The 21,982-nt window shown below is 62.7% G+C and carries 15 protein-coding genes; 4 read left to right on the top strand and 11 right to left on the bottom strand.

Features of this window, described 5'->3' with window-relative positions:
- Positions 1 to 30: 30 nt before the first annotated feature.
- The 3 genes from pks13 to JZY06_RS11635 form a co-directional block, all read right to left on the bottom strand.
- Positions 31 to 4,875 carry a polyketide synthase Pks13 gene (gene pks13 / locus JZY06_RS11625; protein ID WP_207279717.1) on the bottom strand — a complete coding sequence of 1,615 codons (4,845 nt, stop codon included), beginning with the start codon at positions 4,873 to 4,875 and terminating at the stop codon, positions 31 to 33.
- A 265-nt stretch (positions 4,876 to 5,140) separates the two neighbouring features.
- Positions 5,141 to 7,000, bottom strand: a complete 1,860-nt coding sequence (locus JZY06_RS11630; RefSeq protein WP_207279718.1) for a FadD32-like long-chain-fatty-acid--AMP ligase — start codon at positions 6,998 to 7,000, stop codon at positions 5,141 to 5,143.
- 281 nt (positions 7,001 to 7,281) lie between these two features.
- Positions 7,282 to 9,156 (bottom strand): FadD32-like long-chain-fatty-acid--AMP ligase, encoded by a 1,875-nt coding sequence (locus JZY06_RS11635; protein ID WP_207279719.1) that lies wholly within the window; start codon positions 9,154 to 9,156, stop codon positions 7,282 to 7,284.
- A gap of 1,002 nt (positions 9,157 to 10,158) precedes the next feature.
- Between JZY06_RS11635 and JZY06_RS11640 the strand changes: the two genes are divergently transcribed.
- The 3 genes from JZY06_RS11640 (at position 10,159) to JZY06_RS11650 (ending at position 12,753) form a co-directional block, all read left to right on the top strand.
- A complete protein-coding gene (locus JZY06_RS11640; protein ID WP_207279720.1) occupies positions 10,159 to 10,320 on the top strand; it encodes a transposase in 162 nt (53 codons plus the stop codon).
- A gap of 399 nt (positions 10,321 to 10,719) precedes the next feature.
- A complete protein-coding gene (locus JZY06_RS11645) occupies positions 10,720 to 11,601 on the top strand; it encodes a hypothetical protein (protein ID WP_207279721.1) in 882 nt (293 codons plus the stop codon).
- A gap of 498 nt (positions 11,602 to 12,099) precedes the next feature.
- On the top strand, positions 12,100 to 12,753 hold the full coding sequence (locus JZY06_RS11650) for a hypothetical protein (RefSeq protein ID WP_207279722.1): 654 nt from the start codon (positions 12,100 to 12,102) through the stop codon (positions 12,751 to 12,753).
- 198 nt (positions 12,754 to 12,951) lie between these two features.
- Here JZY06_RS11650 and JZY06_RS11655 read toward each other — a convergent pair whose 3' ends face one another.
- The 5 genes from JZY06_RS11655 to JZY06_RS11670 form a co-directional block, all read right to left on the bottom strand.
- Complete coding sequence (locus tag JZY06_RS11655) at positions 12,952 to 13,461, bottom strand: hypothetical protein (protein ID WP_242516960.1); 510 nt, start codon at positions 13,459 to 13,461, stop codon at positions 12,952 to 12,954.
- A gap of 136 nt (positions 13,462 to 13,597) precedes the next feature.
- On the bottom strand, positions 13,598 to 13,759 hold the full coding sequence (locus tag JZY06_RS12400) for a hypothetical protein (RefSeq protein ID WP_242516961.1): 162 nt from the start codon (positions 13,757 to 13,759) through the stop codon (positions 13,598 to 13,600).
- Positions 13,760 to 14,160: 401 nt separating this feature from the next.
- A complete protein-coding gene (locus JZY06_RS11660) occupies positions 14,161 to 14,931 on the bottom strand; it encodes an ABC transporter ATP-binding protein (protein WP_207279723.1) in 771 nt (256 codons plus the stop codon).
- 247 nt (positions 14,932 to 15,178) lie between these two features.
- Positions 15,179 to 16,312 (bottom strand): ABC transporter substrate-binding protein, encoded by a 1,134-nt coding sequence (locus tag JZY06_RS11665; protein WP_207279724.1) that lies wholly within the window; start codon positions 16,310 to 16,312, stop codon positions 15,179 to 15,181.
- Between the two features lie 166 nt (positions 16,313 to 16,478).
- A complete protein-coding gene (locus JZY06_RS11670) occupies positions 16,479 to 17,510 on the bottom strand; it encodes a FecCD family ABC transporter permease (RefSeq protein ID WP_330617281.1) in 1,032 nt (343 codons plus the stop codon).
- A gap of 362 nt (positions 17,511 to 17,872) precedes the next feature.
- On the opposite strand from JZY06_RS11670, the gene JZY06_RS11675 reads away from it, so the two are divergent.
- Positions 17,873 to 18,577 (top strand): hypothetical protein, encoded by a 705-nt coding sequence (locus JZY06_RS11675; RefSeq protein ID WP_207279725.1) that lies wholly within the window; start codon positions 17,873 to 17,875, stop codon positions 18,575 to 18,577.
- Here JZY06_RS11675 and JZY06_RS11680 read toward each other — a convergent pair.
- The 3 genes from JZY06_RS11680 to JZY06_RS11690 all read right to left on the bottom strand — a co-directional run.
- Entirely contained in the window at positions 18,541 to 19,590 is a 1,050-nt protein-coding gene (locus tag JZY06_RS11680) for an AAA family ATPase (protein ID WP_330617282.1), read from the bottom strand. The genes JZY06_RS11675 and JZY06_RS11680 overlap by 37 nt on opposite strands.
- Before the next feature lie 905 nt (positions 19,591 to 20,495).
- Positions 20,496 to 21,494: a cutinase family protein gene (locus tag JZY06_RS11685; protein ID WP_207279727.1), complete on the bottom strand. Its 999-nt coding sequence runs from the start codon at positions 21,492 to 21,494 to the stop codon at positions 20,496 to 20,498.
- Positions 21,491 to 21,982: DUF732 domain-containing protein (locus JZY06_RS11690; protein ID WP_207279728.1), on the bottom strand; the 492-nt coding region annotated here is incomplete at its 5' end. The genes JZY06_RS11685 and JZY06_RS11690, both read right to left, overlap by 4 nt.

The following is a 21,982-nucleotide window of genomic DNA, read 5'->3' on the forward strand; positions in this document are numbered from 1 at the left end:
CAGCACCGCCTGGCGGCACCGCCTGAGGAGTTAGCCCAGTTCGTCGATGGCTTTGGTCAGGTGGGCGCCGACGGTGGCGATCTCCGGCTCGTCGACCACGGCCAGGTGATCGCCGTGCAGCTGCACGATGGACAGATCCCTGACGATCGTGGCCCAGCCACCATCCCGGTCAATGTGGGCGTAGTTGGGTTCCAGTTCAATGGCCCCGTCGTGCATGCGTTCGGCACGGAACAGGATCACCGGGATATCGACATCCGCCCAGCGGGTCATGTCCAGGTGGTTGAGGATCCGGTTGTCGACGAAACTGGCCCGCTGGTGTTCGAGCACACCAGCCGACAGGCCGTGCTGGCTGGCATCGGTGGTGGCCAGGAACGTGCCCATCATATCCAGCAGCGCGTCTTCCCCGGCTGATTCCAGCAGCTCGTAGGGGACGGGGAAATCCAGGTTGTAGGTCTTTTTCGCGAAAGCCGCATACCGCTCCCACCGGGCCTTGGTTTCTTCCGGGGTGTCCGGAATCGGCTCGGAAGGCTGAACGGTGTCCAGCAGGGCGATCAGCGGAACATTGATATCGGAGCCGACCAGCTGGTGGGCCACCTCGTAGGCCAGCGCCCCGCCGAACGACCAGCCGCCGAGGATCACATCATGCCCGTGGGCGTACTGGCGGATTTCGTCGATGTAGGCTTCGGCCCTCTCAGACAGTGTTCCCTCGCGGCGTTCGACACCGTAGACCGGAACATCCTCGGGCAAACGGCGCATGAGCGGCTGGTAGACAACCGAGGATCCGCCGGCCGGGTGGAACATGAACACCGCGGGTTTTGTGGAACCATCCTTGCGTTCCCTGAGCACCCGGATATTGCCGTCGACTTCTGTTTCCAGGCAGTCGCGGACCATGTCACTCAACGGCTCGAGGGTGTTCGCGGCCAGGACATCGGCGGCCGTGATCGTTGCCCCGGAGCGCTCGGTAAGGCGGGTCGCGATCGCGGCGGCGGTGTCATCATCTATTGTCTCCACGGCCGAGGTGATACCTGCCGGGGCTTTACCGGTGATGGCGGCCCAGGTGGCGAACACCAGCCTTTCGGAGGCATCCCGCGGGGCAACACCAACCCCCTGCGGGGTGTCACCGCCCACGTCACCGGTGGCCGGTGTATCCGACGGTGTGTGTGCAGGGCTGTCAGCTGCGGGGTCAGTGGCGTCGGTGTCGTCGCCTGCCAGGCGTTTGGCGACCAGGCCTTCAACAATGCGGACTACATCGGCTACCGAGGCGTCGCGCAGGGCCTGCACCTGCAGGGCCGGGATCTGGAAGTCGTTTTCCACCCGGTTTTTGATCCGCATGCCCATCAGGGAATCCAGGCCCAGATCGATCAGCGGCAGTTCTCCGGGAAGATCCTCGACGTCGTAGCCCATCGATTCACTGACAATCGCCCGCAGCCGTTCCTCGACGGTTTCCCCGGAGTCGGGTTCCCACAGCCGGGATTCAACTTCCGGCAGACCGGTTTCTTCCTCGCTGGCGCGGGTGCCTTTGTTCTCCAGCCCCGGATCGAGCACTTTCCCCTGCGGGATCACCCCGGCGAAGGCTTCGGCGATCAGGGTGAAGGTCTCCCCCATCACCCGGTACATGGCGATGGTGGTGCCACCGACGGTTTTCTTCGCGATGGTGGTGATCTCTCCGGAGGCCGGCAGGGTGGAGTGCTCCTCGACTGCGGTGACCGTGGCCTTGGGGTTGACGGCTTCGGCGGCTTTTTCCAGGATCGCCGCGGTGCTGGGGGCAAGCTCCGCCAGGGTGGAAAACGCCACCGAGCCATCCGGCAGGCTGACTCTTCTTCCCGGAAGCGGCGGGGTGGTCGTGGAACTAGGCCGGGCGGCGGTCCAGTAGCGCTGTTTGACCCACGGGCTGATCGGGGCATCGGTGATATCGCCGTCACCGTCGATGCCGCGCAAGTCCACCGGGTAACCTGCCACCCACATTTTGGCCAGCAGGTTTTTCAAGCTTTCCGCCGGGTTTTCTTTCCGCTTGAGGGTGTACAGCAGCTGCGCATCACCCTTGCCGACGGAAAAAGCGGTGTTCATCATCCCGAGGATCGCCACCGGGTTGGGGCAGATTTCGATCAGCATGTCGTGGCCTGCGGCGAACACTTTTTCCACCGCATCCAAAAACCACACCCGCCCCCTGGTGCAGCGGGTCCAGTAGTCACTGTCGTGGACCACTTCGCCCGGCTGGTAGACGGTGGCTTTATCCACCGACGAGTACAGCGGGATGGTGATCGGCCGGGCGTCGATATCGGAGGTTTCCGCGGCCAGTTCCCCCAGCAGCGGATCCACCGCGGAGGTGTGCCCGGCGCCTTTGACGTTGAGCAGCCGGGAGAATTTGCCTTCTTTTTCCAGCAGTTCGACCAGTGTGATCACCGCGTCCCGGGGGCCACCGACAGTGGTCATGCCGGGGCCGGCGTAGACGGCCGGTTCAATGCCGGAAAACTCCGGGTTGTTGTCGATGAAATGGTCCAGCTCGTCGACGGAGAATTCCACCACGGCCATGGCCCCCAGCTGGTCCTCGGGCAGGGACTGCTCGCCCTCCCCCATGAGCCTGGAGCGGGCGCAGGCCACCCGCATCGCGTCAGTGGCCGACAGGCCGCCGCAGGCGTAGGCTGCGGCGATCTCCCCCATCGACATGGCGGTCACGGCTGCAGGCTTCGCACCGAATGAAGCCAGCAGATCAGTCAGGGCGATCTGGATGGCGGTGATGGCCACCTGGGCGGTTTCCGTGTCGTAGGTTTTCGAATCATCCTCGATCAGGTCGATCAGCGACCAGCCGGATTCAAAGACGATGATGTCGTCAAGCTCCCGCAGACGGTCCGCGAACAGGGCACTTGTGTGCATGAGATCTTTGGCCATTGTGCGGTGCTGGGAGCCGAAACCGGAGTAGACGAACACCGGCCCCTGCGCGGATGGGGCATCCTGCACGTGGATGCCCTGGGCGCGTTTGCCGTCGGCAACGTATTTCAGCCGCTGGACGGCTTCTTCGGTGGTGTGGGCCTCAACGATGGCAGCCGAACGGCCGTGGTTTTTGCGCACCAGTGACCGGGACAGCGCCACCAGATCAGTACCGGTACCGGCCTGTGCTCTGTCTTCCAGCCATCCGGCGAGCTGGCCTGCGGTGTCTTTGCGCCGGGAGGGCAGGTGCCCGGAGACCGGCAGCAGGACCGGTCCACCATCGCCCAGTTGTGCCTGCACAGGTTCGGCGGCCGGGCCGTAAGTGTCCTGGTCGAATGCGGTAACCACCAGGTGGGCGTTGGTTCCGCCGAAACCGAACCCGGAGATACCGGCGGTGGGCACACCCGAGTAGGCGGGCCATTCCCGCGGGTCCTCCACCACTTCCAGATGCCCGGCATCAAAGTCGATGTGCCGGTTGGGGCTGGTGTAGTTCAGCGACGGGGGAATCACCCCGTGGACCATCGCCAGCACCACTTTGATCAGGCCAGCCGCACCGGCGGCTGATTCGGTGTGGCCGAAGTTTGTTTTCGCACTGCCCAACAGCAGCGGGGAAGCGATGTCGCGGTCTTTGCCGAGCACTTCCGCCAGGGCGGTGGCCTCAATGGGGTCCCCCAGCAGGGTGCCGGTGCCGTGTGCTTCCACATAGTCCACGGTGGCGGCATCCACGCCCGCGTCCCGGTAGGCGCGCTGCAGCACATCAACCTGGGCCTCCGGTTTCGGGGCGGTGATCCCGTTGGAGCGGCCGTCGGAGTTGACGGCACTGCCTTTGATGACGGCCAGAATATTATCGCCGGCGGCAATGGCGTCATCGACCCGTTTGAGCACCACCAGCCCGGCCCCGTCACCGCGGACGAAACCGTCGGCATCGTCGGAGAACGCATGGATCGCACCCGTCGGGCTGATCACCCCCAGCTCCCCGAACGCCGTGGAGATGAACGGGCTGGCCAAAATATTCACCCCGCCGGCCAGGGCGGCGTCACAATCCCCCGACCGCAGGGCGCGGACCGCCTGGTGGATGGCCACCAGGGAGGACGAACATGCCGTATCCACCGAAATACTCGGTCCGGTGAAATCGAAAAAGTAGCTGACCCGGTTGGCGATCACCGAACTTGCGGTACCGGTCAGCGCATAGGGGTGGGCTTCGGCGGGGTCGGCGGCAATGAGCATGCCGTAGTCGTTGTTGGTGGAGCCGATGAACACACCGACGTTGGTGCCTTTGAGATCACTGGCCGGGATACGGGCATGGTCGAGTGCTTCCCAGGCCAGTTCCAGCACAATGCGCTGCTGCGGATCCATATTGGCCGCCTCCAGCGGGGACAGGCCGAAAAAACCGGGGTCGAAGGAACCGATATCGGCCAGGTATCCGCCGGTGGTGTTGGTTTCGGCCATTTTCCCGGCCATCACCGCATCATTGATGTATTCCGACCAGCGGCCGATGGGAAGCTCCCCCACCCCGGACCGGCCGGCGACCAGCAAATCCCACAGGGAATCCACATCTTCCCCGCCGGGGAAACGGGCGGAGATGCCGACAACCGCGATATCGTGCACCCCGGGGCCGGTGTGGTCGCCGCCACCGGTGACAGGGGCCGTCTCTTTTCGGCGGGAGCCGGGTTTTTTCTCCCGGGCTGCCGGGGAGGTGACAAAGCCCGCCAGGGCGTTGATGGTCGGATGTTCGTAGGCGACGGTGGCGTCGAGAGTAATGCCGAGCAGGTTTTCCAGTTCCCCGGACAACACCACCACATCCCGGGAGGACAGCCCCAGATTCTGCATCGGGGCATCCGGGTCGACCGAGGATGCCTCGGTGCCCGTGGTGGCGGCCACCCAATCGATCAACCAGTCACTGATTCTGGCTGCGGTCATGGGCGAAGACTCCGGGCGTGCATCCATCTCGAACGTTCACTTCTCTTCTTAGTCGGGCAAAAAACTTCTACACACTGTGACACAAACCGCCGCCCGCGCGGTGCGGGCAGGCCGAAATGGCCGGAAACCGCGGCCATACAAATTGTATCGCTGGCCACCGTCCGCCTATTACAGGCCGCACGGTGCGCCGGTGACTTGTGCAGCCGCAGCCCGGCCGGGCGTGCCGAACCATTATGCAGCCGGGGCCGCCGGGCGGGCAAAATCTCCGACTGCCCGGGACCCCAGCGGGCGGCTAGTGTTCGGCCAGGTATGTCTGCCGCACCAGGCGGCGGGCGATTTTGCCCGACGATGAGCGGGCGATGGTGTCGGGTTCGCAGACGATAATCTCCGCCGGTGAAATCCCGTGCCCCTCAGTGACCGCCGTACGCACCGCGTCAATGGCCGCGGCATCACCGGAAGGATCGGCCTCCGGCTCCCGTTCGGCGAGAATAACCAGCTGTTCAACATCGTCGCCGGGAATGGCGAACGCGGCCATGCAGGCCGGGCGCAGATGATCGGTGGCCTGGGTGGCGGTCCATTCGATATCCAGCGGATAGTGGTTGCGCCCGGCGATGACGATCAGTTCTTTGACCCGCCCGGTCAAAAACAGCTCCCCGTCGAGAATGCAGCCCAAATCCCCGGTCGACAGCCATGCGGCATCATCGGGGACACCGGCCGCCCGGGAATCGTGCGCCCGTTTCCCCGCCAGGGTGTTGCAAAACGTCGCTTCCGTGTCCTCCGGGCGGTTGTAGTAGCCGGCGGCGACATTGTTGCCCCAGCCCCAGATTTCACCGACCAGTCCGTCATCGAGTTCCCTGCGGGTGACCGGATCGACGATAATGACTTTCTCGTCCGGGATCGGCGGGCCGCAGGAGACCAGGCGGGCGGTGAGCGGGCCGTCCCCGTCGACACGTTTGATTTCGTCCCGGGTCAGCGCCTCCCGGTCGACGGCGACGATAATCGGCCGGTTTTCCGTTTGCGGTGTGGTCAACAGCAGCGACGCTTCAGTCTGCCCGAAGCTGGGGCGCAACGCATGCCGGTGGAATCCGTAGGGGGCGAACGCTTCGGCGAAAGCATCCAGGGAGCGCGGCATGACCGGCTCGGCCCCCAAAATCAGGTTGTCGACATTGGACAGGTCGATTTCTTCGCCGTCGTCGGGCAGCCCGTAGCGCACCGCCAGACCCAGGGCGAAGTTCGGTACGGCCGTGTACGCCCAGTCGTTGTCGGCCCGCCGGGCCAGCTGACGGATGAAACGCTTCGGCTGCTGGATGAAATCGCGGGGCCGCATAATATCCATCGGCATGCCGAAGATGGTGAACATGATCGCCAGCACAATACCCATGTCGTGGTGCATCGGCAGCCAGGAGACCATGCGCTGCGGGGTTTTGAACTGGGCCGCGACATAGATTTGCAGGGCGTTGGTCATCACCGACGAGTGGGTGAGCAGCACCCCGGCGGGCATCCGGGTCGAGCCGGAGGTGTACTGCAAAAACGCCAGCTGGTCCTTGGGTTTTTTCCCGGCTTCCGCCAGGTTGCGCGCCACGGCCCGTCCGGCGTCGGTCTCGGCCGGATTGACCCAGGAATCAGCCAGCGAATCCGGCAGGGCATCCACGGCCAGGATGCGGGGACGTTTGCCGGCCGGAACCGAGGCGAAGGTGCGCCGCACCGCGGCAGCCGACAGCTGGTTGGTCATCACCACCTGTGGCCTGCAGTCATCGAGCACGGCAGCCAAATGGGCGGCATGCCCGGGTTCGGTCGGATCATACAGGGGCACCGGAACCATCCCGGCGTACATCGCCCCCAAAAAAGCGTAGATGTAGTCGGGGTGGTTGCCCATCAAAATGGCCGCTTTCTCCCCGATGGAGGCCACCTGCTGCAGCCGGGCGGCCACCGCTTTGATCCGCCGGTTGACCGTGCCGCGGTCAATGTCGATGACCTGCCCGTCACGGCTGGCCGAATAATCCCAGAAGCGGATCACCTGACGGTTGTCCCCGCCGGCGGCTTTATCCGCCTGGTAGATGGCTTCACAGACCCCCGGCAGCGTGAGATTGTCCGGCAGCACAATAGTGCCGTCGGGGGCGAAAAAACGTCCTACGGTCTCAGTCAGACTCATGGTTCTCCAGGGGGTTGGCTCCGGCGGCCGACAGCCGCCGGAAATAGTGGAAATCAAGGCCGCACACACCGGCACCGTGGTGGCGGCACCGGGTGCCGCGGGCTGCGGCGGCCATGGCCGCCATGCTAGCAGCAATTGTGATGCACAAGGGATAAAACCCTGTTGGGATATTTTTTCCCGGACTGTGACAATGTCACCTGAGGCAAGCGGTGTGCCAACAGAGCTTACCCTTGGCTACAGCGGGCGCCCACCCGGCGCGCCGCTGCCGCCCGCCCAACCGGCTAGGGGGCGGTGAAGTACCCGTCAAGGTAGGCGGCACGGTTGACCCGGCGGGCGATTTTGTTCGACGAGGAGCGTTTGATCGTCCCCGGATCCACAATGAGCACCCGGGCGGGGGCCACACCGTGGCCGGCGGTGACCGCGGCCCGGATGTCGGCGGCGGCCGCCCGATCGCCCGCACTGTCATTGTCGGGGTCACGCTCGGCGACAACAACCAGCTGTTCACCGGACTCGCCCGGCACGCCGAATGCGGCAACGACCCCGGCGGCAATATGGCCGGTGGCCTGCTGGGCGGTGTATTCGATATCGGCCGGGTAGTGGTTGCGCCCGGCAATGACGATCAGTTCCTTCATCCGCCCGGTGATCACGATCTCCCCGTCGATGAATCCGGCCAGGTCACCGGTGGCCATCCACCGGTCGTCATCGGGGGCGCCGGCGGCGCGGGAATTGTCATCCAGCCGCCCGGCAAGCCGGTTGCGGAAGGTGGCGCGGGTGTCATCTTCCCGGTCCAGATAGCCTGCGGCCACATTGTCGCCGTGCACCCACATCTCGCCGATGCGCCCGTCGGGCAGTTCCTGTCTGGTGTCCGGGTCAACGATCACCAGCTGCTGGGGAACCACCACCGAGCCGCAGGAGATGAGACTTACCGCCGACCCGCAGTCCTGGCCCACCGGCTCCAGGCGGCCGTCAGCCAGCGCCGACCGGTCAACCCGGTGGATGGCCGCCCCACCGTCGTGCTGGGTGACGGTGACAAGCAGTGTGGCTTCCGCCAGCCCGTAGCCGGGCTTGAGCCGCCCCTTGTTCAAACCGAAGGGAACAAAGGTGTCCTCGAAAGCGTCCAGGGCCTGCGGGGTGATGGTTTCCGAGCCGATGAACAGCCCTTCCACCGCCGACAGATCCGGGGTGTGCGCACCGGCGGCCGGGTGGCCGTAGCGGGCGGTAAGCTCCAGCGCGAAGTTCGGCGAGGCGGTGTAGACGTGGTCGTTGTCGTGGCGCCGGTCAAGCAGCGATATCCAGCGGCCGGGCCGCTGCAGGAAATCAGTCGGGGACATGATGTCGACCGGATGGCCCAGCACGGTGAACACGGCGGAGAGAACAATACCCATGTCGTGGTGCAGCGGCAGCCAGATGACCATGCGGGCGGGATCGACGAACTCCACCGCCTTGTAGATCTGCAGGGCATTGGTGATGATCGACCGGTGGGTCAGCCTCACGCCCGCCGGGGTTCTCGTCGAGCCGGAGGTGTACTGGTAAAACGCCGGGGAATCGACCGGGGCGACACCGGCTGCGGCAAGCTCTTCCAGCACGGCCCGGCCCGCCTCGGTCTGGTCGGGGCTTTGCCAGCTGTCGGCCAGGGAGTCCGGCAGTGATTCGACAGAGATGATGCGGGGACGCCGGGCGGCGGGCACCTCGGCGAAACGCTGGCGCACCGCCGCCGCGGAGCGGTTGTTGGTCAAAATCACCGACGGTTCACAGTCCCCGGCCACCGCCGACAGATGCGCCTGATGGCCCGGCTCATTCGGGTCATACAGCGGCACCGGGATCAGCCCGGCATACATGGCCCCCAGGAAGGAAAAAACGTAGTGCGGGCAGTTGCCCATCAAAATGGCGGCCCGGTCGCCGGGCTGCGCCACCTGCTGCAGGCGCGCACCGATGGCCTTGATCCGCCGGTTGGCCTGCACCCGGGTGTAGCTGTCACGCACCCCGTCCGGGTCGGAGGAAAAATCCCACCCGGTCACTGCCGTCTGGTCGCCGGCCCCGGCGGCCACCGCCATGGAGGTCAGCATCTCCGCCATGGCGGGAATCGTCAACTGCTCGGGGATGGCCAGCTGGCCGTCGGGTCCGGTGAAATGGGCAACTATCGCCTTGGTATCCATCGAAGGGTCACACTCGCCTTTACTTGTCGGAAGTCAGAGAATTATTCAAAAAGCACAACGCTCATCCCCGCGGCCGGAATCGACGGGCCGGCTCGATCCGGTGGTGGTTGACCCAGAGCGCGGGAAGCAGATCCCACGCTATACCGGCCGCCGGCCGCATGAGGGCGCCGATGAGCACACCGGCCCCGCGCCGCGGTGCTACTAAGCTATAACAAAATTCCTTAATTGTATTACATACAAAACCATATCCACCCGTTGAGCTGACCCGATACACCGGTGTTTTCACTCCCACCCCGGCACAGGCGGTCGTTTTTTCCGCATCGCCGCAAAGGCATCCACACCCCATGGAAACCACCCACAACTCCCGCCCATGACGTTGGGTGTTGGCCCCGGGGCGGGGGCCTGCGGGTTTCAGGCTTTCTGAACGGCCCTTCCTGTTGGGGGGTTGAGTTACTGGCGCCCAGTATGGCTCATTGTTACTGCTGTCCCTGATGAGTCCCTAAAAGGGATGATGCCGGCCGGCGCCAGTAACGCCGCGGGATGTGCTGTGAGACGCCGTGACATTAGCCACCGGTGGCGGACACGCCTGTTTGCAGTGTGGCCTACTGGTTGCAGGTATTGCCCTAGAACAACCCCGGCGGCTTGAAAACATCCGCTTACAAGCCCTTCAAGCCCCGGCCAGGACACGCCCCCAGAAACAACGGCTGCCCCCGAAAAATGAATCGACTACCAGCCCCCGCACAGCCTGGACACTTGAGCGACACAAACACCTTAAAGCCTTCGCCAAGACACACGGCGCTGTCCGCCACAGCAGCCTGATCGAGCGCATCATCGCCGCGGTCAAAGCCCAAAAAATAGCCATGCCCGGCACCAAACAGCTGATCACCGGCATCACAATCAACACCCACCAGATCCCGGAACTAAAGCCGCCGACGCAAAGCAGTCCACCGTGAAGTCGAGGCATTAGCCTGTCAGCTACCACAGTTCGACATTCTGCTGAGCATGCCTGGAATCGGACCCCAGACAGCCGCAACAATCCTGATGTGCATCGGGGACATATCCCACTTCCGGACACCAGCCCAACTGGCTTCATACGCGAAGCCTGTGCCCACAGGACAGACAATCAGGAACACCAATCAACAGTTCCGGGCCGAACAGGGGTAGAAAACAAAAAATTGAAGAACGCCCTATGGCAATCGGCTTGTCAGCAGCATGAAGATTCCACGAGCGTTCACACCAATACTTGTGCCCGAAACGAGCCGAACACACCCGCCACAACGCCGCTGTCATGTGCCTGGCACGAAGACGCTGTAACGTCATATTCCGAATGCTCAAAGATATGACCTACTATCACGGGCAACACCCGGTCCAGCGGCAAAAACAAGCCGTTTAAACCCGACCCGCAATGGCCCCAGCCGATTGCCCCAGCGACAATCGGCTCTCACCCACGTCCCCAAAGCCACAAGACCAGCAGTGCAATGCAAGACAAGACAATGTGACCACATTCACACAGTCAAAGACTTGTATTCAAGATAGAAGCACCCCCCAAGAAAGACTGAACCGATGGTCAAAAAGACCCTTGCCTCCTTCTGCTTGCTTTCGCTCCTGGTCGCCAGTTGCTCCAAAGACAACGACAACCCACAACCAGCACAAGAACAAGAAACAGCAGGCCAGGCGACTGTGACCGCTACCACTGAAACAGCCGACCAGGCAGCAGTCACTACTACTGAAGTGGGGCCAGCGGACCTGCTGATTGAGAACATGAAGCCACATAAGGGTTCATTTGATCTTGAGCAGCGGCACTTCCAGCGCAACCTTTTCGATGACTCGAAACTTGCGCCCGGTGGATATGGAACAGGTGTTCTTGGTCGGCCGCTGTATATGCCGGTCAATCCCAACGGTGACAAACGCGGTGACTTCGAGAGTCCCGACGAACTTGACTGCACCATGCCCGATGAAATCGTCGGTCAGCAGCAGTACATCCACGGTCGCCAGATGCTCATTACCGACCAACACGGGCCGGGGAATTTTGATGCACCGCTGCCGGCCGGATATCCGAAAACAGTCGCCGGAGCAGCTGTAGCAGCAGCTAATGCGGTTTCTGGAGCAATGCCGTTTAGTGATGAACTTTCCATTGATTATCAGCGGAAGTATGTGGATGCGCCGGGAATAAACAGAATGGTTAATTTGGGTGCTCGCACGGCTTTTCCAGCACCGCTGCCCCAGTCGGTTGCGGCAGGAGTGAAGGCCACCAGTTGTGGTGGTGAGGTTGTCGTTGTTAAAACAGCGCTCATTCTGCCGAGTGGAGGATTCGTAGTGTTCCGGACACCGATGGTGTGGAAAAACGGTGAATGGGTTGTGGTCATGAGCAAAACAGATGAAGACCAGCTCTTTCAGCCAGATATTTCAAGTCTTGCCGGTTACACCAAGGTGGTGCTGAAGTGAGCGCCCAAAAAGTAATGGCCGTTGTGGCGGCGGTACTCATTTGTCTTTTCTCGCCCCCCATCGGCCAGTCAGCCCAGACCGGCGTTATTGCTCACAGCGGCCGGGAAAGCAGCCGCCGCGCCCACCCACAAAACGGGCTTCACATTTGCTAAATGCCGTCCGCCGGCAATCGCCCCATCGGCGCAGGTCAGAGCATGACTGCCAACTTGCCACAGTGGGACGAACAGGGAAAACAGGCTCCCCGGAAAACCCGGCTACAGACAGCCGCCCGTCACCGCAGGTAGAGGGCTGTGTGCCAACCTGACACGGGGGGCTGACCAGTGGTTTCTAGTACGACCCCCACGACCGGGACAGCCACCACACGACAGCCAGCACCAACCACCCAAAAACACCCCCACACAACCAAAACACCAATACGGTTCTTATCGCCTTATTTTAATTCTGATGACATGACAGTTGACATTCCCCTACCGCCCTGTTTTCCCTAGGAGTCCCCTCATGTCCGACCGCTACGCCCCGACCATGACCAACAGCCCCCGCCAGCGACTCAACGCCGCTATCGCGCATCTGGTCAACACGGAAGGCCCCGGTGCGGTGACTGTGGCAAAGGTGCGGAAAATGGCGCGCACCGACAACGGAATCGCCGCCGAGGTCGTCAAGCAGTGGAGGGAAACAGCAAACGCGACAGCAGCCGCAGGACCGGTCACCGACACCAGCGACCAAGAAGCCATGATCGTGGCAACCATGCGGGCCATGATCGAACAAGCATGTACCGAGGCACGCGCCGATCAGGCAGAGCGTGAAGCCATGCGGGTAGAAGAAGCCCAGGAAGCAGCCCGCCAGGCCGAGGATGAACGCACAGCAGCCAACGACGAGTTGGAAGAGCTGCGGGACGAGTTGGCTACCGCCCGCGCTGAAATCGCCCGTCTGACCACCGAGATAACCCGCGTCCAGGAGCGCGGCGAGACCAAAGCCGAAATGCTGGAAACCGAACGGCAACGCGACGAGGAAAGACACCAAGCCGAGCTAGCCCGGATGCAAGCCACCATCGACACCATCTTGGCCAGCACCAAAACCCCCGCACCAGCCAGCAAGACCACCAGGAAAACCACCCGGCAAACCGCAACCAAGAAAACCACCGCAGACAAATAACCCTCCCTCCCTCCAAAAAAGCCCCCAGCAACACCGCTGGGGGCTTTTCACATCCCAGGGGGCCAGGTTGCCCGCACGAGAGCTGAGAGGGACTAGGGCTGAGTGTGGTGCGGGGAGGGGGTGAGGGGCGAGAAGGGAAGGTTCTAAAAGCCTTATCCCTATCGGGGGAACCGTATTAGCGCTTCCGGTCTGAGCCATTTATTTTGGCTGTGCCTTCCGTCCTCTAGGGAGGGTGATGTTAGCGGCCTGAAGTGCGCGCTTAACGGTCGCCCGCGAGACGTTGTATTCATTCATCGCAGTAGCAATCGTCGGCCACGTGCCGGTCTCCGTGTAAACACGTAGGAACCAGCCAGCAATGGTTAGCTTTTCGCCTTGTGCTTCCAGCTTTTTTCGTTCGTTGGCTTTGGCAAGGCGTGTTTTTTGGAGTTGGGCGTATTCGCCCTGGGGGTCTGTTTTTAGCCGCTGTGCGGCCTTTTTCCCGCCTTTACGGCCCATTGTGGCTAGTGCTTTACGTCCAGCGCTGCTTTGGCGTTCTACGGTGCGTTGAGTGCGGCTGGGCTTGCCGTTAACGACATAGCCGCGCACACGGCGGGCCATTGTCAGACGATCCCGCATAGGCGGTATCTCTGGTTCACGACCGTCAGCACCCACAGCCTGGGCCACCATGTAGGCGCGTTCGTAAGCGTCGATCAGCAGGTTGTCCTTCATAGGGCTACCCGCACCATGCAGCCGGTGGCCTTCAGCAAGAGCGTGTCTAAACGCTGTTTCATCACGGGCGGCACGTCCAGGAGCTATCCACCGCACCCGTACCCCGTCAATCAGGTCACTTGCCGCATCGTCAGCACTAGAGAAGCTCACGGTCCAGTTCTTCCAGCATCCGACCCTGTGCCGCCAATGCGCGCGCAGCTTCGATACGTTCCCAGCCCAAGCTGTACTGCTTTTCGCCTACGTTTTCGGTGTGGGCCGTAGGCGGTTTACCCATGATGGTGCGAACCTTTCTGACCATGCTGCCCACCTTGACAACCGTGTGGCGCTGATTGTGCCAACGATCGGATCCGGAAAAACTGTGATGAAGTCAGCCACATCCCCCTTTTTCCATCCCCCAACCCGAAAAATACCCAGCCAAAAAATTCTATGGCCGCTGAAGGTTTCCCTGAGCAAAACCATTCAAGCTGTTGTGTCCAACGGACGGATGTGTCGGTGCTGGCCAATGACTCTGCCGGGTGAACAAAAAACTGAACTTGCCTCAGTCGGGCACCTGCCGAACACAACAGCTTGCGGAAGCAACGCAGATGGTGCGCCTACATCCCGAACCAGCAGTCAGTCAGCACGCCTTCAACGACTGCTCGCAAGTTGTGGCCGGCCGGACTATTTATCTGCCGGACGGCAACAGCGCCCGCCATTCCATCAGTGTGCAGCGTGTTGGATGGGATCAAACACCAGGTGTCTTCGCCCGCCGACGGTGACCGCAGTAACGGCAACCCGGTAGACCCGGCCGATGATCTCTTCGGTGAGCACCGTATCCGGCGGGCCGAAAGCCACCAGTCGGCCGGCGTCGACCAGTCCGATGCTGTCGCAGTAGCGGGCCGCCAGGTTCAGATCGTGCAGCACCATCACGGTGGTGGTTCCCATGGCGCGCACCAGGTTCATCAGCTCGAACTGGTGGCTGATATCGAGGTGGTTGGTGGGTTCGTCCAGCAGCAGATGGGTGGCGTTTTGCACGATCGCCCGAGCGATGAGCACCCGCTGCAGCTCCCCGCCGGACAGCTGGGTTGTCAGCCGGTCGCCCAGCGCGTCCAGCCCCACCTCGGCCAGGGCGTCGGCCACCAGCTTCCGGTCGGTGTGGTCGCCGTAGCCGAACACGCTGCGGGCGGACAGCCTGCCCAGGGCCACGGAATCTTTCACCGTCAACGGCAGGGCCGTGTCTTTTTCCTGGGCGACCACAGCGCAGGTGGCGGCGATGGTTCTGCGGGTGAGCGATTCAATGTCGCGGCCGTCGACAACCACGGTCCCCCTGCTGGCCGACAGGTGCCGGTACATCAGGTTCAGCAGTGTTGTTTTCCCGGCGCCGTTGGGCCCGACCAGCCCCACCACACCGTTGTCGGGGATGGTCACGGCCACATCGTCGATCACGGTGTTTCCGGAACGCACAACGCTGACACCAGCCAGTTCAATCACGGTCGGTCCTTAAAAAAAGAAGGTTGAAAAATACGGCCGCCACCTCTTCGGTGACCGCGCAGAGAAGGAAAACAAAGAAAAATAAAGAAAAGGCACGAAAACCACGGCACGGCCACGCCCGGGTGCCGCATGCGATTGCGGCGAGCGGTATACCGGGGGCGTGGCCGTGCAGGGACCCGGCGGGTGTGCATCCCGCCGGGATTCTATGGTGTGGTGGCGCATTTTTCGGGGCGCCGGCAACGGGTCGTTACTGAACGGACCGGATCATCGCTTTGTTCAGTTCGACCGCACCCTTGACCGACAGGGGGCTGGGCGGATCGGTCAGGGCGAAGGGCAGAACAACGACGCGCTTTTGGGCCACGGCCTTCAGATCCTCTGCGCCGGGGAAACCGAGGAAGGTGTCCATGGTTTCTTTGTCGGTGCCTTCATCTGACAGCAGCACAATCCAGTCGGGGTTTTCCGCCAGCAGGCTTTCCATCGACGCGTCGAAAACCCGCTTGGAGTTGTCGGCGTAGACGTTGTTCAGGTCGTTGACTTCCAGGATCGGCTGCACCATAGAGGAGTTGCCGTAGGTGTAGAAGGTGGTGGACCCGGGGGTGATGTACAGCGCCGCGGCTTTCAGGCCGTCGCCCTGCGGGACGAGTGTGGCGACCTCGCCTTTGAGCACACCGTCGGTGTCGGCGGCTTTGTCCGACAGACCGAAGATTTTGCCGAAGGTGTCAAGCTCCCGGCCGACCAGGTCGAAGCTGGCTTTACCGGTGGATGTGGTGGGGCAGAAAGCATTCGGCGAGTAGAAGGCGACCCCGGCTTTGTCCAGGGCATCCATGTCGGCGCCGGTTTCGTAGCCGACCACCAGATCGGGGTTGACTGCCAGGAGAGCTTCCGTCGACACCTTCGATCCGCCGGTGTCGAGTTTGTCGGCGGCAATGGTGGGGATGGCTTCCAGCTGGGCCTGGGTGGCGGCATCGAAAGCACCGGTACGGATGTCACCGGTACGGTATTTCACCCGGTCCAAAACACCCAGTTCCTTCATCGCCGCAGCCCCCGAGACACCCAGAATGACAACATTTTCCGGGGCTTTGTCGAAGGTCAGCTCCTTGTCGCAGCTTGTCACCGTCACCGGGAAAGCGGCATCGGCTTTGCTGTCGGCGGTGGTGGTGGCTTTCTCGCTGGTCGGTTCAGCCGCGCTGCTGGTGGGTTCATCCGCGGTGCCGGTCGTCCCCGGGTTGGGGATGGTCTTTCCGACCTCGGCCAGGCTGGCGCCGGGCTGGCTGGCGCTGTGGGTGGTGTAGGACCTGGTGGAGGAGCAGCCGGAGGCAACCAACCCCAGGGCACACAGGACAGCGGCCGGCAGGGCCAGTTGTTTGCGGGTGAGTTTCATGGATGGCTCTTTTCTTCTTGAAAACTGGGTTGGGCTGGATTTGGACCGGTGACATGCGGGTTGTCTCATGCACCGCGTGCACACCTTGATGGCTCAATTGTGTCTGGTTTGGGCGACGTGGACAAAGCACCTCACCATCGACGGGGGTGCCACCGCCGGTACGCCGCTAGGTCACCGCCCCGGGAAGTCGGCGGACCAGCACCACCAGAAACGGTACGCCGATCAGGCCGGTCATCACGCCGATGGGCAGCTCGGCGGGGGCAAAAACAACGCGTGCGATCGCATCCGCCCACACCAGAAACAGCGCCGCGGTCACAGCCGATCCCAGCACCAGCAGCCGGTGGCCGTAGCCAATGGCGCTTCGAATCATGTGGGGAACCACCAAACCGATGAAACCGATCCCGCCCGCCACCGACACCGCCGCGGCCACAGCGGCAGACACCGGAACCAAAAGCAGCAGCCGGGCCGCCCCGGGATTGACGCCCACAGTCTGCGCTGTTTTATCCCCGGAGGCCACCGCGTCAAGAACCGGGGCGGCAATAAATGCGAATACCGTCAGCAGCAGGGCTGTCACGCTGACCAGCACCGCATCATTCCAGTCGGCCCGGCCCAGCGAGCCGAGAGTGAAAAACAGCACCGCCCGGGCGGTTTCCGGGTTGTCGGAGGAAAAAACAATGATGTTGGTCAGCGACTGGAAACCGAAACCGACGGCCAGACCGGCCAAAATCAGCTGCAGGGCCGTCGACCCGGATCCGCCGCCGATGGCAATGACCAGGACAGTGGCCGCCACCGCCCCGGCAAAAGCCACCGAACCGACAAGAAAGGAACTGGTCATACCGAAGGTGATCATGGCCAGTGCCGCCCCGGTGGACGCCCCGGAACTGACCCCCAGCACATAGGGTTCCGCCAGCGGGTTTCTCACCACCGCCTGCATCACCACCCCGGACACCCCCAAAATCACCCCGACCGCCAGGCCGGTGACAATCCGCGGCAGGCGGGTTTTCCACACAATCGCATCCGTGATCGGCTCCCAGGCCACAGGCACCGCATCACCGAAAAGATGGTGCCCGATCACCCCGAACACCTCCCGCGCCGGCACAGCGGCCGGCCCGAAGGTGATCGTCAGCGCCGGGGTGAGAACAAACAGCACAACGAGCACACTGATTTTCACGGTGTGGCTTACTCGCGGGATGGGCACGGGGTTGGCTCCGGGGATCTGTCAGCAGGTGGTGGCCCGAGGAAAAAAGGACCAGCACGGCGCAGTGCGCGAAGGGCGCGGACAAACACCCCGGCACCGGCCGTGGATTTCATCGTAAACCGGCGGACAGGCAAAAAGTACTGTCTTTGCCGACTGCGCGGTTGTCGATCCGGGGATCGCAGCCGCCCCACTTCTCCGGTTGGCCCCCATTCGTGCAGCCGGTACACCGCACAGCCGGGTACCTGAAACCACACACCGGTGGCAACCGGTACCGGCAATCCACGGGTTCCACCTGCCGCAATGCAGTAGAATTGGTGGGAACACACCAACGTTTCGACTCTTATTTCACACCGGGAGAACCCATGTCCATCACCGTCAGGGACTACCACCGCGCAGTCACCGAACACCTGCTGCCGCGACAGGGTGCTCTTCCCCGCACCCTCAAACTCAAGGACGCCTCGTTTTCCTGCGACGGTGTCACCGCCACCGTGTGGGAGATTCTGGCCGGGACACCGGACCTGGCCACGGACAATCTCACAGAAGCCACCGACCGGCTGGTGACGGTGGTGCGCATTGGTGGTGGGGCAAAGGCGAAAAAGACGAAAATCAAGGGGAAAAAGACCCTGGTGGTCATCACCGCCCTGCCCGGTTCCCCGGCCGGAGAGCATGATCCGGCGATCGTGGAGCTGATTGAGCAGGTGCTGGCGAAACTGAAGAACAACACGTCAATCACCACCATTGTTCTGCTGCACGTGGATCCGTCGCTGACTGAGTCAGAGACGTCGGCGAAAACAACCGCCCGGCATCTTCGGCTGCTGCGCCGGGCGGTGGTGCTTGCCCGCCCGCAGCATATTCTGCTGGCCTGGGGTTCGAAACCGTTGCCGCTGTCGACCGGTTGTCTGCTGGCCGGACTGGGAGCCGATATCAGTGCATCAGCCAAGAAGTGGCGGCCGACCTTCTGGGAGACCACCCCTGAATCCCCTGACTCCCCGGCCCGCCCCTCATCGTTGGTGAGAAACAATATTTCCGTTCACAAGCTGCGGGAACTCAACGCCGTCTTCCGCTGAAATGACACCCCCGGACAACAGCAGCGGGATGCTCCGCCCCACAGCACAGTGGTGTGGGAGAGACGACAAAGCAGATGCCACTGCGCCAGGTGCTGGTACGGAAAATCGGCGCGCCTGACGGGAACGGTCGGCATCAGCGCAGCCGGGATCACGGCACCGCCGTCCTGCCGTTCAACCGGAGGCAGACGGCCAGTGGTGTTGTGCATGACGCAGTCTTCACACAGCCTGGCCTGCGGGAAAGAACCAAGGCCGGCCGAGATACCACTCACTGCGGCTCCTTTTCCAAAAGCGTGGTCCAACCGGATGTTCCGGTCCGCGATCACGTCATCGAAAAACAGGGTCTCACGCCCCTCCTGCCGGGTGTCTTCGGCCTGCTTGACGGTAATCCCACCGGCATCCCCGTTGTCCCGTGCCGTGTAGTAGACACCGACATCCTGCGGATTAATCCGCGGGATGTCCATCTGCAGCTGTTCCCCCAGCATGTTCACGGCAGCAACCGGTTCGGTGCCATCCGGGCCGCCAACACCGTGGTCATGGTTGACCGTCGCAATACCCAGCTCCCTGACGATGTAGTCGCTGTGGGTTGTTATCACCACCCGCATCCCCAGGTTGACCAGTTTCACCAGATACCGTGCCAGCCTGACCTGGTTTCTGGGATGCAGATTCAGCTCCGGCTCATCGATAATGATTGTCGAAGGCACATCAGCTTCCCATGTGATGAAGAAAAGCAGATCGCACAACGCCCTTGCCGTCGATGATGTTTGCCGTACCGGCAGCTCTATCGCGGAATCTGCGGGCCGGTATATCGGCCCCTCGTCCGTGATCAACACCTTGTCCTTCAACGATGTTCTCCAGGTCACTGACCACATCGGGGTGCTGCCGGGCGATGGGCGACACAGGTGACCGGCAGCTGGCCGAGTTGCTGTCACGGGAGATGTTGTCCGGCCCCGCCTGCGGGTATCCCTTGAAAGCCCGCTGCCGGGCATCGGCGGAAGTCCGGCATCTTCGGCCATCTGCCGCGCACGCCCGGAAAGGGAACGCGGAAAACACAGTTGTCAGGGTTTGGTGGAAAAGACGGATACTTGTTCTTTCCGCGGTACTGACACGAATTCATCCGAACAAGCTGCGCTGAACACCCTGGAGATAAAAAACCTGCGGGGCAATTTTTCCGACAATGCCCGACGTCTGTGCGCAGTGTTTTTCCCTGTCGCGACCATCCACGCCGAGAAGTGACGGACACAAATAGGTGACACTGTCCCGGTCAACGGTGACTCCCCCGGGGCATACCACATTCGATCCCCTGACCCATTGCGCTGGCACTGCCCGGCAACCGGGTGCCGGACATCGCTGAATTGAGTGTGCTGTCCGTGTCAGCGGCCACGATCGGATGACGAACCAAAAAACCTCGGCGGCGCTGCTGTTGCCTGCCCGGCGGATATTCCGGTTTTGCCCATCACCAGGTCGGTGTGCTGCGCCACGGGGATGGTGGAAGGGCCTGCTTCGCGTGGAGCCTGCAGCAACCGGTTGTCTTGCACCACACTGTTTTCTCTGGGCAGATGCCCGGGTAGCGGCACAGTTGCCGTTTTCACCGGATACCAGGGCATGTGGGCGATACAAGGTTGTGCCGGTGTTGTTGTCACCGCACAGCACCGGCAACGGCTTGACGCCGACACCGGCATGGCTGACGGAACCCACATTTTTCCCGCTGAACGACAACGTGGTTTTCCCCACCGGGAAATCCTCGCACACGGTGCGCAAACCATAGCTTCATGGCGCCTTTATTTTCCCCAGCTCCCCTCCGGCAGGCTCCGGATACGACGACGGCCTGGGGATGCACCGCTGGTTCAGCTGGTTCAACCACGCACAAGCCCGGGGAAGAATCATCTTCCCCGGGCCATCGGGTTATCCGGGTCGCCTGTCAGCCCTGCGGTATCGGCGGAACAGAGGTCACTGTCCCGGAACCGGCGGCCGGATCCGTGCCAGCAGGTGGGGCGGCAGGTTCCGCCGGAGCCTGGTTGATCAGGTTGTTGGTCCAGCGCACCAGCCACTCGGGTGTTGTTTCGGTGCCGAAGACCGCCATATTGCCGGCGTATTGGGCGTGCACACCATTGTGGTCGATCAAATTGCGGGCACGCTCCAGGGCGTCGGTGACATCGATGGGGGCGGCACAGATATGGTCGCCGGGGGCACAGATTTCCACTGTCCGGTCATCCAGAGCACCGAAACCGCCGGGACGGGGCCCGCGCATGGTGGCCCCGGGCATGACCAGCTGGACGGCCGCGTTGAGGGGTTTGAGCGATATCTCCGCGCCGACTCCGGGCACCGGGGTGCCCACCGACTGGCCGACGCCCGCTTCGCGGCGGCCGTCGGCCACCAGCGCCACCCCACGGACCCGCTCCGCGTCAACCGCCCCGATACCGGTGCCGATCTGGTTGGCGGTATCGCCGACAATGATCGCGCCCTGGGAAAAACCGATCATGATGAAATCGGTCAGGGGGCAGTCGCCGTGGGTTTTTTTCAGCTCCTCATCCAGCCGGGTGATGCCCTCATTGCGGGAATCGTCGTAGCTCATCTCATCCATCGAGCCGGCATTTTTGAACTGGGCCGTATACGGCAGGGTCCACACTTTGACTTTGTCCGCCGGGTACTGGTCCTGCAGGGGCCGGGTGACATTGAGCAGCAGCGCATTCGGGTTGGCGGTCGGGTTGACCGGATCGTCGACGGCACTGGATTCCCAGGTGCCGGGGGCGGCAATGACCTCCACATCGGGGCACCAGTCGGGTTGGACCGGGCCGGTGGGCTGCGCGTCAGGCGGCGGGGTGTCGACGGTGTCCCGGCCGCCCAGCCAGGTGAGCACACCGAAGCCGATGAAGCCGACAACAATCAGCGCTAGAAGGACAGTGAGGATCTTTTTCATGGGGTCCGACAGTACGCGGCTTGCGCGGCTGAGGCGATCGCGTTGGCGGTTTCTTCCGCACCGAGCCGGGTGCGCTGCTGTTCCACCAGCTGTCCCGCCACCGCGGGCAGGGTGACATCCAGCTCGCCGGCGGCCCGGGTGCGGCATACCTCCACCCCGGCGCCGATGAGCTGGTCCTCAATATCGTCGACGGTGATTCCGGCGCCGGTCAGTGCCTTCAGATAGGTGCGGTCACTGTCGGTGTGGCTGGACTCGAAGGTGGGGATGGCGGTGATTTCTTTCGCCCCCTGGTCCTCGATGCCGTAGTCGGCGGGTTTTTTGACTTTCGCCGCAGCAGGCACAGACTCATCCGTATCACCGCCTGCCGGGGTGGTGGCTGTTGCCGACAGTGATTCCCGCGGCAGCGGCGCAATGGAGGTTGCGGTGGCCTCATCGGTGGTGGTCGCCGAATCCCCGCAGCCGGTCAACGCCACCAGTGCCGCGGTGGC

The organism is Corynebacterium mendelii (genome assembly GCF_017307055.1).
Classification (GTDB): Bacteria; Actinomycetota; Actinomycetes; order Mycobacteriales; family Mycobacteriaceae; genus Corynebacterium; species Corynebacterium mendelii.

Bases quoted from the DNA above. Each gene is read 5' to 3' on its own strand.
- JZY06_RS11635 (WP_207279719.1), bottom strand. From the start codon at position 9,156: ATGGATACCAAGGCGATAGTTGCCCATTTCACCGGACCCGACGGCCAG.
- JZY06_RS11630 (WP_207279718.1), bottom strand. From the start codon at position 7,000: ATGAGTCTGACTGAGACCGTAGGACGTTTTTTCGCCCCCGACGGCACT.
- JZY06_RS11645 (WP_207279721.1), top strand. From the start codon at position 10,720: ATGGTCAAAAAGACCCTTGCCTCCTTCTGCTTGCTTTCGCTCCTGGTC.
- JZY06_RS11685 (WP_207279727.1), bottom strand. From the start codon at position 21,494: ATGAAAAAGATCCTCACTGTCCTTCTAGCGCTGATTGTTGTCGGCTTC.
- JZY06_RS11680 (WP_330617282.1), bottom strand. From the start codon at position 19,590: ATGGCCGAAGATGCCGGACTTCCGCCGATGCCCGGCAGCGGGCTTTCA.
- JZY06_RS12400 (WP_242516961.1), bottom strand. From the start codon at position 13,759: ATGGTCAGAAAGGTTCGCACCATCATGGGTAAACCGCCTACGGCCCAC.
- pks13 (WP_207279717.1), bottom strand. From the start codon at position 4,875: ATGGATGCACGCCCGGAGTCTTCGCCCATGACCGCAGCCAGAATCAGT.
- JZY06_RS11655 (WP_242516960.1), bottom strand. From the start codon at position 13,461: ATGAAGGACAACCTGCTGATCGACGCTTACGAACGCGCCTACATGGTG.
- JZY06_RS11650 (WP_207279722.1), top strand. From the start codon at position 12,100: ATGTCCGACCGCTACGCCCCGACCATGACCAACAGCCCCCGCCAGCGA.
- JZY06_RS11640 (WP_207279720.1), top strand. From the start codon at position 10,159: ATGCCTGGAATCGGACCCCAGACAGCCGCAACAATCCTGATGTGCATC.
- JZY06_RS11665 (WP_207279724.1), bottom strand. From the start codon at position 16,312: ATGAAACTCACCCGCAAACAACTGGCCCTGCCGGCCGCTGTCCTGTGT.
- JZY06_RS11675 (WP_207279725.1), top strand. From the start codon at position 17,873: ATGTCCATCACCGTCAGGGACTACCACCGCGCAGTCACCGAACACCTG.